This is a genomic window from Sphingopyxis sp., from assembly GCF_016463645.1.
Lineage (GTDB): Bacteria > Pseudomonadota > Alphaproteobacteria > Sphingomonadales > Sphingomonadaceae > Sphingopyxis.
Genome location: NZ_JAEMQX010000009.1, coordinates 6516 through 21557, shown reverse-complemented (window position 1 = coordinate 21557; position 15042 = coordinate 6516). Strand labels below are relative to the sequence as shown.

The 15042-nt window shown below is 64.4% G+C and carries 10 protein-coding genes; 5 read left to right on the top strand and 5 right to left on the bottom strand.

What is annotated here, in order from left to right; all coding sequences use genetic code 11:
• The first annotated feature begins 3 nt into the window (after window positions 1-3).
• Genes JHC57_RS04125 through JHC57_RS04115 form a run of 3 tightly spaced genes read left to right on the top strand, consistent with a single transcriptional unit; the run spans window position 4 to window position 4726 of the window.
• Window positions 4-1707 carry a gamma-glutamyltransferase gene (locus JHC57_RS04125; protein WP_294028778.1) on the top strand — a complete coding sequence of 568 codons (1704 nt, stop codon included), beginning with the start codon at window positions 4-6 and terminating at the stop codon, window positions 1705-1707.
• Between the two features lie 5 nt (window positions 1708-1712).
• Window positions 1713-3422 (top strand): DUF885 family protein, encoded by a 1710-nt coding sequence (locus JHC57_RS04120; RefSeq protein WP_294028777.1) that lies wholly within the window; start codon window positions 1713-1715, stop codon window positions 3420-3422.
• Window positions 3419-4726: an MFS transporter gene (locus tag JHC57_RS04115; RefSeq protein WP_294028776.1), complete on the top strand. Its 1308-nt coding sequence runs from the start codon at window positions 3419-3421 to the stop codon at window positions 4724-4726. The genes JHC57_RS04120 and JHC57_RS04115 overlap by 4 nt, the downstream gene beginning before the upstream one ends.
• Before the next feature lie 12 nt (window positions 4727-4738).
• Here the strand turns inward: JHC57_RS04115 and JHC57_RS04110 are convergent, their stop codons facing one another.
• Both JHC57_RS04110 and JHC57_RS04105 read right to left on the bottom strand, forming a co-directional pair.
• Window positions 4739-5353 carry a TetR/AcrR family transcriptional regulator gene (locus JHC57_RS04110; protein WP_294028775.1) on the bottom strand — a complete coding sequence of 205 codons (615 nt, stop codon included), beginning with the start codon at window positions 5351-5353 and terminating at the stop codon, window positions 4739-4741.
• Between the two features lie 150 nt (window positions 5354-5503).
• Window positions 5504-7234 carry a gamma-glutamyltransferase gene (locus JHC57_RS04105; RefSeq protein WP_294028774.1) on the bottom strand — a complete coding sequence of 577 codons (1731 nt, stop codon included), beginning with the start codon at window positions 7232-7234 and terminating at the stop codon, window positions 5504-5506.
• Window positions 7235-7593: 359 nt separating this feature from the next.
• Here JHC57_RS04105 and JHC57_RS04100 point away from each other — a divergent pair, with 359 nt between their 5' ends.
• Window positions 7594-8901: an MFS transporter gene (locus tag JHC57_RS04100; RefSeq protein WP_294028773.1), complete on the top strand. Its 1308-nt coding sequence runs from the start codon at window positions 7594-7596 to the stop codon at window positions 8899-8901.
• Between the two features lie 11 nt (window positions 8902-8912).
• On the opposite strand, the gene JHC57_RS04095 is transcribed toward JHC57_RS04100, so the two are convergent.
• The 3 genes from JHC57_RS04095 to JHC57_RS04085 form a co-directional block, all read right to left on the bottom strand.
• A complete protein-coding gene (locus JHC57_RS04095; protein ID WP_294028772.1) occupies window positions 8913-10157 on the bottom strand; it encodes an amidohydrolase family protein in 1245 nt (414 codons plus the stop codon).
• Between the two features lie 67 nt (window positions 10158-10224).
• Complete coding sequence (locus JHC57_RS04090) at window positions 10225-12477, bottom strand: TonB-dependent receptor (protein ID WP_294028771.1); 2253 nt, start codon at window positions 12475-12477, stop codon at window positions 10225-10227.
• A 174-nt stretch (window positions 12478-12651) separates the two neighbouring features.
• Window positions 12652-14373 carry a DUF885 family protein gene (locus JHC57_RS04085; RefSeq protein WP_294028770.1) on the bottom strand — a complete coding sequence of 574 codons (1722 nt, stop codon included), beginning with the start codon at window positions 14371-14373 and terminating at the stop codon, window positions 12652-12654.
• Between the two features lie 302 nt (window positions 14374-14675).
• Here JHC57_RS04085 and JHC57_RS04080 point away from each other — a divergent pair.
• Window positions 14676-15042: MFS transporter (locus JHC57_RS04080; RefSeq protein ID WP_294028769.1), on the top strand; the 367-nt coding region annotated here is incomplete at its 3' end.

The following is a 15042-nucleotide window of genomic DNA, read 5'->3' as shown; positions in this document are numbered from 1 at the left end:
CTTATGGCCGACCTTTCAAGTTATATCGTGAACCCGGGACCGAAGGTGCCGGTGACGGGATTGAAGGCGGCCGTGACGACCGACAGCGCGATCGTCACCGAGACGATCATGAAGGTGCTGAACAGCGGCGGCAACGCGGCCGACGCGGTGATTGCGGGCGCGATGGTGCAGGCGGCGGTCGAGCCGTTCATGACCAACCACGCCGGTCTCGTCACCATGCTCTATTATGAAGCGAAGACGGGCAAGATTCATCAGCTCGACAGCCTCGGCGGCCATCCCTCGGGCCTGCCGCCGTTCAGGCCGGTGCCGCCCGGCCTCGGCAGCTATTCGACCTCGCCGCCATCGGCGATCATTCCGGGCTTCATGCCCGGGCTGAAGGAAATCCACGCCAGGTTCGCGACGAAGGACTGGGCCGACCTTTGCGCCGATGCGGTGCGCTGGGCCGAGACCGGGCACGAGGTTTCGACCTTCGAATATGGCGTGAACATCTATGGCGAGAAGTTCATCACCTATTTCCCCGAGGGCCGCGATTTCTATCAGCCAAGCGGCTATTTCCCGAATGTCGGCGATGTCTTCACGCCGCCGGGAATGGCCGAGACGCTGCGCGGCGTCCGCGACAATGGTCCCGACCATATGATCACCGGGCCTTGGGCCGAGAAATTTGTCGCCAAGGGCAATGATCTCGGCTGGAAGGTGACGCTCGATCATATGACCGAGACGCCGCCGCGCTGGGTCGAGCCGCTGCGCTTCCCCTACAATGAATATGAAATCCTGTTTCTCGGGCCGCCGCAGGCGCAGGGCTTTTTCTCGAGCGTCGCGCTCGGCGTGCTCAAACATCTCGGCATCCGCGACATGGCGCCGGGATCGGCCGAGCATATCTGGGCGATGGGCCATGCGCTGCGTCAGGGCCAGCGCCACTGGGAATATGCGCGCGACGACCATGTCTATGACGTACCGCGCGTCGAGGTGCTCGACGACGATTATCACAAGCATCTCGCGAAGCTGATCCGGGGTTCGCGGCCCAAGGTCGACATGACCGATCATATCCGTCTGTCGGGCGACGGCCCCGGCGGCGCAGGCGACATGATGGCGGCGATCGCGGGCCCCTCGGGCAAGCCGCGGCTCGTCCATCATGAGGAAAAGCAGCCGAGCGGCAGCTGCGAGATTGCGGTGGTCGATGCCGACGGCAATTGGTGCCAGTTCATGGACACGCTGCAGGGCTCGGGCATTCCGGGGCAGGTCGTCGGCGGCATCCCGATGGTCGGCAGCCATTCGACCTTCGGCGCGCTGCAGAGCCCGATGGACACCGTGCTGATCAAGGGCGCGAAGGCGCGCTGCATCATCGGCAACACGCTGGTGCTGAAGGACGGCAAGCCGGTTTTTTCGGCCGGTTCACCGGGCAATATCCATTGCACATTGCCGCAGGTGCTCGCCTATCTGCTCGACTTCAAGCTCGATCCCTATGCCGCGGTCGACGCGCCGCGCATGCTGCCGATGACCGACGGGCAGCTCGTCGCGATCGAGGATCGTCTGGCGCCCGGCGTTGTTCAGGACCTGCACAAGCTCGGCGTCCGGGTCGGCGGGCTGTCGGGCTATGATTTCCACATGGGGAGCTTCTCCGTGATCGCGCGCGACGAAGCCTCGGACACCCTCACTGCGGTTGCCGATCCGCGCCGCTGCGCCGTCGCCGACGGCATCAAGGAGTGAACAGCATGACGTCTCCCAGCCTTGCTCTCGACGCGCTTGCCCAACGCTATTGGGATTTCCGGTGCGACGAGTTTCCGACCGAAGCGATCCTGTCGGGAGCGCAGCCGCGCAGCGACCTGCTGCTGCGCGATGCGCCCGACGATCATGAGCGCCGCGCCGCCTGGGCATCGGGCGCGCTCGGCGAGCTTGCCGAGATCGAGGCGGGCGCCTTGTCGCAGACCGAGCGCGCGACCTTGTCGCTTCTCCGCGGCGAACTTGCGCAGATCGTCGATCTCGTCGCGCAGCAGGGGCATTTGCGTCCCAGCATCTATCCGCTCGGCCCCGAATTCGGGCTTGCGAGCTGGGCATCGATGACGAGCATCGCCACGCTCGAAGAGGCGCGCCGCTATATCGACCGCCTTGCCAAGGTACCGGCGGCACTCGAAGGCGTGCAGCAATCGCTGACCGAAGGCCGCGAGCGCGGGATCCGCTATCCGAAGCTCGTCGTCGAACGCGCGATCGGCGTGGTCAAGGGACAGGCGTCGGTCGACGTGGAAGCCAATGGCTTCTTCGGCCCGCTCAAGGTGCTCGCGACGCGCGGCGCGGCATTCGTCGACATCGTCGAGGAGGGACGGACCATGGTCGCGAACACCGTCGTGCCGGCGCTGATGAATTATGCGCTCTTTCTCGAGAAGGTTCTGCTTCCGGTCGCGCGCGACGCGCTCGATTGCGTCGGCGATGTCGGCGGCGAGGGTCATTATCGCTTCCTGATCCGTCAATATACGACGATCGACCTGCCGCCCGAGCAGATTCACGCGATCGGCCTCGCTGAAGTCGAGCGGATAACCGGCGAGATGGAGGCTGTGGCGGCCGACGGCGGCTTTGCGGGCGACCTCGCGGGGTTCAAGCGGCAGCTACAGGGCGACAACAGCCAGCTTCTCGAAAGCGGCGAGGCGCTGCGGCAGGAAATCGAGATCCTCTCGAAACGCATCGACGCGCGCATCCCCGAATTTTTCGGCCGCATCCCGCGCGCGACCTATGGTGTGAAGAGCATTCCCGAGGCGATCGCTGCGGCGATGCCGCCCGCCTATGCGCAGCCCAATCCCGCCGACAACAGCGCGGCGGGGGTGCACTGGATCACCTCGATCCCGTCGAAGCTGCCGCGCTACATGCACCTGCCGATCGCGCTGCACGAAGCGTGGCCGGGGCATTTGATGCACCTCGCGCTGATCCAGGAACTCACGGACCTGCCGGCGTTCCGCCGCCACGGCGCGCTGCACTATTCGGCGTGCCTCGAAGGCTGGGCGCTCTACAGCGAGGGGCTGGGCGAGGACATGGGTCTCTATGACACGCCCGAGAAGCGCTACGGGCGGCTCGAGATGGAAATGTGGCGCGCCATACGCCTCGTCGTCGATACCGGGCTGCACGTCAAACGCTGGACGCGGTCGCAGGCGATCGATTATTTTCGCGAGAATATGGCGATGCCGATCGAGACGATCGAGGCCGAGGTCGATCGTTATGTCGGATTGCCGGGGCAGGCGCTGGGCTATCAGCTCGGCAACCTCAAATTCCGCGAACTGCGCGCGCGCGCCGAAGCGGCTCTGGGGCCCCGTTTCGACATTCGCGCGTTCAACGATGCGCTCGCGTCGGCGGGTGCGGTGAGCCTGCCGGTCCTCGAACAGACGATCGACGACTGGCTGGAAGAACGAAAGGCGGATGCCAGGATCGCGGCATGAGCGCGACGTTGAGCGAGGCGTCGGCCGAACTGGGCATTCCGGCCCAAGCCGGCGTTTCCAAGGCGCGCGCGGGCTATATCCTCTTCATCCTCTGCCTGATTTCGGCGCTCAACTACTATGACCGCTTTCTGATCGGCATCCTCGTCGAGGATCTGAAGCGTGATCTTGCGCTCAGCGATGCGCAGGTCGGGCTGTTGTCGGGGTTGGCCTTCGCGCTCGTTTATTCGATCGCGTCGATCCCGGTTGCTTCCTACGCCGACCGCGGCTTTCGCGTGCGCGTGCTCGGTGGTGCCGCGGCGATCTGGTCAGTGATGACCGGAATGTGCGGGATGGCGACGGGCTTCTGGACGATGCTCTTCGCGCGCTTCGGCGTCGGTATCGGCGAGTCCGGTGGGGCGCCGACGACGCATGCGATCGTCGCCGAAACGTTCAGCGACAAATGGCGCGCAACCGCGCTCGCGGCGATCGGGGTCGCAGGCGCGATCGGCACCTCGGCCGCCTTCGTGGGAGGCGGTTATATCGCCCAGCATCATGGTTGGCGCTGGGCCTTCTTCGCGGCGGCAATTCCGGGCGTGATCCTCGCGCTGATCTTCGCGCTCACGGTGCGCGAGTCGCGCCGGGCGTCGATTTCGGCAGCGAATCCCGTCCTGCCGGCGCGCGCGGCGCTCGGCGTGCTGCTGCGCCGCCCCGCCTATGTCTGGATCTGCGCCGGCGTCTCGGTCTTCAGCATCGGCGCCTTCGGTTCGTCGGCGTGGACCCCCGCCTATCTGATGCGATATTTCGGCCGCGACGCCGCGACGGTCGGGCTGGACTATTCGGCGATCATCGGCCCCGCGGCGATCATCGCGGTTTTCGCGGGTGGTTTTCTGGCCGACTGGTTGGGCCGCAAGGATGCGCGTGCGCCATACTGGTTTCTGGCGATCAGCCTGTTCGCGTCGATCCCGCTGAACATCGTCCAGCTTACCACCGAAAATTACGACACCGCGCTGGCGATGGTGTGGCCCTCGGCGTTGATCGGCTCGTTGTGGATCAGCCCGACCTATGCGATCGTCCAGGCGCTTTCGGGATCGAAATTGCGCGCGATCGGCGCCGCCTTCTTCATGCTCTGTGTCAACCTTGTCGGCCAGAGCATCGGGCCGCTGCTCGTTGGTGCGATGAGCGACCATTTCAGCGCGGCCTATGGCAACCTGGGTCTGCGCTATGCCCTGCTGATCAGCACGACGAGCTTTGTCGCGGGGGGCGTCGCTTTCCTGATGGCGGCACGAACCGCGCGCGCCGATATGGCGGCGGCGGCCAGCCTGTAGCGGCGATCGGCGTCAGGCCGCCTTGGGCTTGCGGGCCTTCGCCGCCGCTCGCGCCGCAGACAGGGCTTCCTCGCCGCAGAGAATGTCGATGTAGAGCTGCGCATTCTTGCGGCGCTCGGGAATGCTCTGACGGACGCCGATCGCGTAATAGCCGATCTGGTGATAGTAAAAGACGCGTGCCCGGATCGCGGCATGCTCGTCGTCATATCCGATCGCTTCGAAGAAGCGTTGCAGGACTTCCAGCCGCTCGCGGTCGGCGCGCTCGACGGCCCACTCGGCGCGCTTGTCGGCGCGCGCCCATTCGCGCACGGCCAGGTCGAAATGATAGTCGTAGCCGTCGGATTCGATCAGCCGCGCGATCATGCGGTCGAGCCATTCGACGGCATCGCCGGGCTTGGGCGGAGGAGCCTCTTCGGGCAGGAAGCGGCAGGTCGCTTCCCAATGCGCGATGATCTGGTCGAAGAACTCGTCGCGGTCCTTGAAATTATGATAGAAACCGCCGCGCGTCACGCCCAGCCGGTTGGCGAGGCGATCGACCTTCAGCCCCGCAATCCCTTCATCGACCAACGTGCGCTGGGCCGCCTCGATCCAGTCCTGGACCGTGTTCTTGGGCGTCCGTCCTACCATTGCATCGACTTTCCTACTGCTGGCGGGCGATCGCAATTTGCCGCCCCTCGCTCCGCTCATGTCACATTTTTGCGGAACTACAAAGTCGCCATGCATATATGCATGGTTTCAGCGGGCGGAAGGGGCGCGGACGTCATCCCATTTCCGGGATCAGAAAGCCACGGCGTCGCTGTTGTTGCGGTTGTGCGATGCGGCGTGAAGTTCGCCCGTCTTCGGACTGCGGCTGATCGCGACCCATTTGCCTTCGCCGCCGAGCCGCGCCTCGGACAGCGGCATTTCGCACCAGGCGTAGCCGGTGTCGTCGAGAAGCTTGTGGTCGAAACGCCCCTCGGGGACCACCAGCGTGGTCTCGCCGCTCTTGGGATCGGTCGAGGGCATGAAGAAGTCGGGGGTGTTGATCGCCTCCTCGACGTCCATGTTGAAGCAGGTGACGTTGAGCAGCCCCTGGAAAGTGCGTTGGTGGAGCCCCGCGCCCATCGATGCGAAGGCGAGCACAGGAACGCCGTCCTTGAACAATATGCCCGTCTCGGTGGGGGCGGGGAGGCGCGCACCCGGTTTCACCTGTGCAATCGCGGCCTGCTGGAAAGAGGCCGGATCGCCGATCGATATGCCGTCGACGAAGATGCCCGTCTTGCCCCAGTTCACGCAATTGATCGAATGGGTGATCGCGGCCATGTTTCCTTCGGCATCGACTGCGACGACGTCGTCCGAATGCATCGGCGTTGTGCGCTTCCATTTGGTGAAGGTCTTGCCCCCTTCGATCTGCTCCCACAGCGCTGCGGCATGGCCCTTCGAAACGCGCGAGGCTTCGCTGAAATCGATGCCCGGATAGATCGCCGCCTGCGCTTCCTTCGGGAACATCGAAATGCCGAAGAGCTGCGTGATCTCGAGCGCCTTCTTCAGTTGCTCGGCCGATTTCGTCCAATGCTCGCCGCCGCACAGTCCCGCCGCGTCGGCGAGGTTCTGCGCTTCTATGATCGAGAAGCCGCCGAAATTCGGGGCGGGATTGGTCTGCAGCGAATAACCGCGGCGGAGTTCGGCGACGAGCGGGTCGGCCCAGATGACCTCGTAATTCTTGAGGTCGTCGATCGTCATCTTGCCGCCATCGGCCCGCACCGCCGCGACCAGTTTCTCGCCCCATGCGCCGCCATACATGTAACCGGCACCCTCCGCCGCGACTGCGCGGAGCGTCGCGGCGAGCTTGGGCTGCTTGAAGATGTCGCCCGTCTTGTACGCGCTGCCGTCGGGCTTCACGAGCGTCGCCTTCGTCTCGGGCAGGCGGCGGATGTCGCGGTCGCGGAACTTGAAGATGCCGTCGAGCATCTCGCTCACCGGCATGCCTTCTTCAGCGATATGGATTGCCGGGTCGAACAGGCTGGCGAAGGGCAGTTTCCCGAAGCGCTTGTGCGCCGCCTCGACCCCCTTCATGAAGCCCCCGACGAGCGCGGTGCGCCCGCTCGGTTCTCCCTTGCCCTGGAGCGCTTCGGTGCTCGAAAAATCGATCGCGCCCGGGATGGTGAGCGGCTCGGTCTCGCCCGCCACCGTGTTCCACTCGGCGTTCATCGTGTGGGTCTTGCCCGTCTTCGCGTCATAATAGACGAGCGACATGATCCCGAAATAGCTGATCGGCGCGCCCATGGTCAGCGCGACCTGCGCCAGCGCGGTCGTCATCGCCGCGTCGATGGCATTGCCGCCCTGCTTGAGCGCTTCGAGCCCCGCGCGTGCGGCGAACGCGCCATAGGCGACGGTGACCGCGCCCTTCCTGCCTTTCGCCGACCCCGCAGTGGTGCGGTCGACGCCCTGCGCCGTCATGAAGCGGGCACATTCGCCGGCGGGCCAGTTCTTCGGTGACAAGTCGATGCGTCCTTTCGTTGCGGCCATAGCCCTCGATGCGAAGCCCCCCAAAGTAGAGGCGGCGGTCATGGCGGTCGTTGCCGCTAATGCGGTTACTGCGGTGCGTCGATCAATGTTCATGGGGCTCCCTCTTCCTCTCGTGGCTGCGCAACCGGCGCCGATCATCCGTTGCTCCCGTTTGGACGGGTCTCATCATTAATACATAGCTGTCTTATAAAATTTCGCGCGTTGCAACCGATGATTTGACCGAAACATCATTCTTCTTTCAAGGGATGGTGGGAGGGAAGGGAAGGTTCAAGTCCCGATATTGCAAACATACGATAGTGTATTAAAATGCCGATCGAGCCCGCGCGTGAATCGGCGGGCGATCGGGGAGGCGATTCGATATGCGGAATTTTGACGAGGCAGGGCCGTCGGCCGACCCGGCGACAAAACGCGACCGGCGCGCCTATTGGGCGCTTGCGGTCGTCACGCTCGTCTATGCAATGAACATCGCCGACCGCTTCGTCCTGTCGACGCTGATCGAGCCGATCAAGGCCGAATTCCAGCTGAGCGATGCGTCGGTCGGCTTCCTGACCGGCGTGGCGCTCGCGATCTTCTATACCGCCGCGGGATTGCCGCTCGGGGCGCTGGCGGATCGCGTCAACCGCCGCAACATGATCATGTGGGCGCTGACGATCTGGTCGCTGTTCACCGCCCTTTGCGGCATGGCGCAGAATTTCTGGCAATTGCTCCTCGCACGTGTCGGCGTCGGGGTGGGGGAGGCGGGCGGCACGCCGCCGTCGCACTCGATCCTCGCCGATTATTTCAGGCCGTCACAGCGCATCGTCGCCATGTCGATCTTCACGCTCGGCATCGCGCTCGGCTCGGCGATCGGCGGGATTGGCGGCGGGATGCTTGCGGAGAAATTCGGCTGGCGCCATGGCCTGGTCGTCTTCGCCTTCGCGAGCATCCCGCTGCTCCTCCTGATGCTCACGGTGCGCGAGCCGCGCCGCGGCGCGAACGACGTTGCGGCGCTGAAGGAAGGGACGCCGAGCCTGCGCGAGGCGCTGACCTTCATCCGGTCCCAGCGCGCGCTTATCCACGTCGTCGCCGGCGCGACCATCGCGACCTTCTCGGGCATGGGGCTCATCTGGTGGACCCCGGCCTTTCTCGCGCGCTCGCACGGCTTCAGCGTCGGCGATGCGGGGTTCGAGGTCGGGATGATGAGCGGGCTCGGCGGCGGGGCGGCGCTGGTCGCGGCGACGCTGATCACCTTCAAGCTCGCGCGCATGGCGCCGAAATGGCAATGCCATTTCCTCGCCTGGGTGACGTTGCTGATCACGATTCCGGGCGTGCTCGCGCACCTTGTCAGCGATTCCGAAACGGCGTTGCTGCTGCTCTGGCTCTTCATCCCCTTCGCCAACGTCTATGTCGGGCCGACGCTGGCGCTGCTCCAGAATCTCGTCCGCCCCGACATGCGCGGCGTGACCGTCGCGGTGCTACTGTTCACCGCGAACATCGCCAATCTCGCGATCGCACCGCAGTTGATCGGTCTCGCGTCCGACCTGATCGCACTGCGGATCGCCGATCCGTCGCAGTCGCTCAGCATTGCGCTGGCGATTTCGGGGCTCGCCGGCATTTGGGCGGCGCTGCACTTCTGGGCGGCGATCCGTTCGCTGCCGGGTGATCTGGTCCGGGCGGGAACGGCCTGAAGCCGAAAGTCCTAGAGGCTGTTCCTGACGATTTCGCCGCCGCGCATGATCAGCGGTAACGCGCGACCGTCCTGCGCCAGCAGGCCGATGTCCGCCAGCGGATCGCCGTCGACGACGATCAGGTCGGCAAAGGCATCGGCTGCGACGCAGCCGAGCTTGCCCTGCATCTGCAGCACCTCGGCGCCGATCGACGTCGCCTGGCGCAGGATCTCGAGCGGGGTGAAGACCTCGCTGCGGATATCGAACTCGGTACACTCGCGCGTATAGGTTTCGCCGAGCAGGTCGGTTCCGAAGCCGATCCTGACCCCGGCGCTGCGCATCCGGTCCATGCCCGAGAGCGCCTCGTCGAACACGATGTCGAGCTTTTCCTGGCTCTCGGGTGGGAAGCCGAGCGAGGGGCCGAGTTCGCGCAGCGCGAAGATGATCGCCATCGTCGGCACGACGAAAGCGCCCTGCTCGGCGACGAAGGCCGCTGTCTCGTCGCTGATCAGCGTGCCATGCTCGATGCAGCGCACGCCGAATTCGACGCAGCGCCGGATCGCGCTGTCGGGATGGCAATGCGCCGAGGCATAGCTGCGCCGTTCGACGCATTCATTGACGATCGCGCGAACCTCGTCCTCGCGATACTGGTTCATCCAGATCGGGTCGGTGGGCGATGACACGCCGCCCGATCCCATGATCTTGATCGTGTGCGCGCCGCGGCGGAATTCCTCGCGGACGGCGGCGATACAGGCGTCGACCCCGTCGGCGACGATGGTAATGCTGTTCGCTTGGCCACACTGGCAAAAGCCATGGTCGTGGCCATGCCCCTCCAAACTCATCGGACGCATGTCGCCGTGCCCGCCGGTCATCGAGACGACGCGGCCGGCATAGAAGAAGCGAGGGCCGCGCACCAGGCCGTCCTCCAGCGCGCGCGCGAGCGGCCAGTCGCCGCCGCCGATATCGCGTACGGTGGTGAAGCCGCAATCGAGCGCATGGCCGAGCATGCGCACCGCATGCGCGGTGCGATAGGCGGATCCCATCGCATCGACGCGCTGAAAATTCACGTCGGAGGCATAGGCGTGGATATGAAGGTCGATCAGGCCGGGCATCAGCGTCCGCCCGCCGAGATCGATGCGGCGCGCGTCGGAGGCTGCGATCGCGTTGTCCGATACTTCGCGGATAACCCCCTTCTCGACCGCGATCGACATGCCGGTCGGGCAATCGGCGCCGACCCCGTCGAAGACGCGGGCGTTTTCCAGGATTGTGATGGTCATGACGATGCCTCGCGCAGGAAATGGATAAGCGGGCGGCGGCTCCGGAAAGCCGCCGCCCGCGGGGCGATCAGAATTTCGTCGAAGCGCCGAGCGTCACCGTGCGCGGGCGGATGACGAAGCCGCCGTCGGTACCGACGTTGGTATAGCCGATCTTGTCGAACAGATTGTCGGCGCGCAGCTGCACGGTGAAGCGCTCGTCGAAGGTCACGCTCGCGCGCAGATCGAGCGTCGTCACTTCGGGCAGCTTGTTCTGCGACGACGGGTCGAGCGCCGGGAAGGTCGCCGGCATGTCCGACTGGAAACGCAGCGTCGCGCCGACATTCCCTTCCACCGTGCTGCCGAGAAGCAGACGATGGTCGACGATCAGCGAGGTCGTCCACGCCGGCGTCAACGGAAGCTTGTCGCCCGCGCGCGCGCCCGTCGCCGACGAAGCGCCCGGGTCGATCGACCTGAGTCTCGCGTTGGTGTGCCCCATCGTTCCGCTGATCGTCAGCAGGTCCGACGGGCGCGCCGTCAGTTGCATTTCGATCCCGTCGACCCTCGCGCTCGCGCCGTTGCCCTGCAGGACGATACCGTTGAACAGCGAATTGATCTGGATATCCTTCCAGTCGATGCGGAAGGCCGAAATGTCGAACGACAGTGCGCCGTCGAGCGCCGAGCCCTTGATACCGGCCTCATAGTTCCACACCGTGTCGGGGCGCACGAAGGTCTGCGCGCCCGGCGGCGGGGCGGGATTGGTCTGCGGGCCGCCGGGGCGATAGCCGCTCGCCGCGCGGACGAAGGCGCTGAAGTTGCGGGTCGGGCGCCAGCGGAGCGTCGCGAGATAGCTCATCGAATTGTCGCTGAAGTCGAACGTGCGCGGAACGCGCGGCAGGTAGTAGGTGATCCCGCCGGGGCCGCCGGTCCCCGCCACCTGCTTGTTGTGCGCGTAACGCAGGCCGCCCTGAATATCGAGCGTATCGGTGAAATAGAAGGTCAGGTTGCCGAAACCCGCGAGTTCCTTGTAGCGCGAGGTCGTCGTCGCCTTGACGAGCTGATCGAACGGCGCGGCGCGAAGCGCGCCCTCGGCATCATGTGCAAAGACGGTGGTATAATAGACATTGTCTTCGTCGGTGTAGAAGCCGCCGACCATGAATTCGACCGGCCCCAGACGATCCGAAGCGAAGCGTACTTCGCCGGTCCATTTCTCCATGTTCGGCGAGGCATAGAAGCGCGCGTTGGCGTTGGCGGGCAAAATCGTGTCGATCGGAGCGCCGAACAGGTCCTGCGACAGCGGGCCGAGCACGGCGCGCGCGACAGGGATATAGGTCGCGGTCGCATCGGTCTCGATACGCGTCTTGTAGCGCGCGTAGCTGCCCGAGGCGGTGAAGGTGCCGATGCCGACGCGATATTCGGCATTGGCGTTTGCGATGCGATATTTGATCTCCGACCCGAAGTCGTCGAAGTTCGAATATTTATAGTGGCCGAACGCCGGCTGGAATGTCCCGGGGACGAGCGTCTCGACGGCATAACCGCCGCTGTCGATATTCTGGTAGATACCGCTGATATCGAAGGTGAAATCGGTCGTCGGCGTATAGCGCAGTGCGACGCGGCCGCCATAGAGGTTCGCGCGGTTGACGTCTTCCGATCCGGTACGGACATTGTCGGCGAAGCCACCGGCGCGGCGGTAATAGCCGGTCGCGGTGATCGCCAGCTGATCCCTGATGATCGGCGCATTGATCGAACCGCGGACCATGAATCCCATCTCGCCATGCGCGGTCGTCGATACCTCGGCCGACGCGAGGCCGGAGAAGCGCGTCGCATCAGGTTTCCTGGTCACGATGCGGATCAGGCCGCCAAGGCTGCTCGCGCCGTAGAGTGTCCCTTGCGGCCCTTTCAGAACCTCGATTCGCTCGACTTCGGCGAGTTCGGGCGAGGGTGTCAGCAGGCCGCCGGCGGACACGAAGCCGCTCGCGGAGAATGGCGTTTCGTCGATGTAGACTGCGGTGGTGTTGGTGACCTGCTGCGGGCCCGAATTGAGGCCGCGCAAGATGATCGAGCCGACGCCGGGCGCACCGTTGTCGCGCTGGCTGAGCCCCGGAACGAGCGTTGCATAGTCGCGGAAATCGCGAATGCCGAGCGTGTCGATCTTCTCGGACGTCACCGCGGTGATCGCGGCCGGCACATCCTGCAGCTTCTCGGCACGCTTGCTCGCGGTCACGATGATTTCGTTGCCGTCGACCATGTTGGAACCCGGCGCGCTGTCCTGCGCCGCCGCCAGTTGAGGCATCGCGAGCGCGATCGCCGCGCAAGAGGTGAAAATAACCCATTTCCGCTGCATCGTGAATCTCCCTGACGATGGATTCGTTCCCCTGCGACTTGAGTCGCTATTTCATGCAGTACTGTTCACTATTGTTGGAGCGATTGCAACCGCGTTTTTTACAAGTTTATTGCAGTTGATTCGGTTTCGGGGACGCGAATCAGCGATGCACGAAAATGCAGTTGCTCGTAGCGCTCAGCTTGCTGCGATGCGCTGCGTCTGTTCGTCTACCTGTCGTTCGACCATCGGAAGCGGCAGCGCCCCAGGTTTCAGGACGGCGTCATGAAAATCGCGAATGTCGAAACGGTTGCCCAGTGCGGCGCGCATCTTTTCGCGCGCATTATGAATGACGGTATCGCCCAGCTTGTAGGCGAGCGCCTGCCCTGGAATATCGCATGAGTAGCGTAAGGTTTCCGACCGGATTTCGGTTTCGGGCATGAAGGCGTTTTCGCGCATATAGTCGCGCGCCTTTTCGAGTGGCCAGCCGAATGCGTTCATACCCGTGTCGACCACGAGGCGGCTCGTCAGGAAGGCGTCCATCATCAGCCGCCCGAAGCGTTCCTCGGGTTCGGGATACATGCCCATTTCGCCCGCGAGCGTCGCGGCATATTCGGCCCAACCCTCGTTGAACGCATTGATGAAGGACTTGCGGCGCAGCGGGTGCAGCGTCTCGTTCTCGTCCTGTGTCGCGAGGTGGAAGTGATGACCAGGGACGAGTTCGTGATAGTTGAGCGCGCCGATATGATTGAGCGGCCCCTGCGACAGATTCGGTGCATTGAAATTATAACGGCCGAGCGCGTCGGTGGGGGTCGGCGGGCTGTAATAGCCGAAAGTCATCGACGCGGTGAGTGCCTCTGGCAGCGCGGCGACGCCATGGTCGGCTTTTGGCTTGAAGTTGAATGTCGCGTCGATGTGCGGCGCGATGCGGTCGATATAGCGTTCGAACACCGCGCCCACCGCTTCGGCCCCCGATGCGCGCCACTTCGGATCGTCCTTCAGCCGCCGGAGATATTCGGCCGGGCTTCCTTCAAACCCGACCTCGTCGAGAAGCGCGCGCATCTGCGCCTGAATGTCGGCCATGCGCGCGAGGCCGGTGGCATGAACCTCGTCAGGCGACAGGTCGAGCGTGGTATGTAGCGGGACGAGCGCGGCATACAGCTCCGCGCCGCCCGGATATTGCGAGAGACCGACGCTCTCGGGGGCTTTCGCGGCATAATCATCCCGCTTCAGAAAAGCGGCGAACGCATCGAACGCGGGGATCACATCCTCGGCGATCGCCCGTTCGACCTGCGCGAGGAGCCGGTCGGCGTCGACCGCGCCGAGTCGGTCCCGGTCGGGCGTCAACGTCGCCGCGGCGGCCGCGCGGAAATTCTCGATCAGTGGCACCGCCTGTTCGAGTTGCACGCGGGGCATATGGATCCCGCGCTCGGCCTGGCCCTCGGTCCGCTCGAGCATCTGCCGGACGATCCGGCCATAATCGCGCACCAGTGCCGTGTAGCGATCGCCGTCGCCCGGCGTCAGGAACGGATAGGCCTGGAGCGGCGCGCGGAACGAATTCAGGAAAAAGCCGGCGCAATAGGCGGTGGGCGCGAACATCGCGTAGAAACCGGCGCCCAGCGGATCGAAGGCGAGCCAGTACCAGCCCTCCTCGCGCGACCAGCGCTCGGCGGTACGCCGCGCGATTTCAAGCGTCAGGGGCAGGTCGTGCGGCAGGCTCTCGACATCGATCGCGGCGATGCGGTCGAGCAGAGCGCGTCCCGTCGCCGCGCGCTCGGCGACGGCGGCCATCCCGATGTCGGGCAGCCGCGCGGGCGGCACCTTGTTTTCGCCGAGAAAGCTGTTGGCCGAAGACAGGGTCCAGGCATCGTCGATCACACGCAGTGCGGCACCGAAATTCTCGACAGGCGAAAGCGTCATGATCTGTTCCTCCCATATGACGATTGCGCCGGCCGGGCCGTTTCGCGCAGCTCGCATTGAATGCGTATCTGTATGTTTCACTCTCGGCGCGATATGGCAAGGCTTTCCGATGCGCTCCCTCGCGGCGCTCGCAACATCCGGCCTGCCTGCGGTGCGGCAAGCATATCAAAATCCTGACTAAAATGCGGCCCAAATAAAAATGCATTTATGTATTGAATGTGTCGATCCTTGCCGATACTCGTTGAACCCGGCCGGTCGCGTCAAGAATGTGTGGGCCAACCCGGAGTCGTCGCGGAGAGGTGATGATGAGCATGACAAGCGTTGCATCGCCAATGGGTGCGGACGTGCCCGAAGCCAAGGCTTCCTGGCAGCTTTATGGACCCGGCCAGCGCCGGACCTTTCTCTTCGTCCTCTTCCTGACCGGCACCTCCAACTATGCCGACCGCAACGTCATCGGCGTCCTGCTTGAGCCGATCAAGGCCGAGTTCGGTGTGTCCGATACCATGCTCGGCCTGCTCACAGGACTGGCCTTTGCGGTCTTCTACGTCACGGTCGGCCTCCCGATCGCCTGGCTCGCCGATCGCGGTAACCGGCAAAAGATCATCGTCTGGTCGATCACGGTCTGGAGCATCATGACCATGCTCTGCGGCATGGCGCAGAATTTCTGGC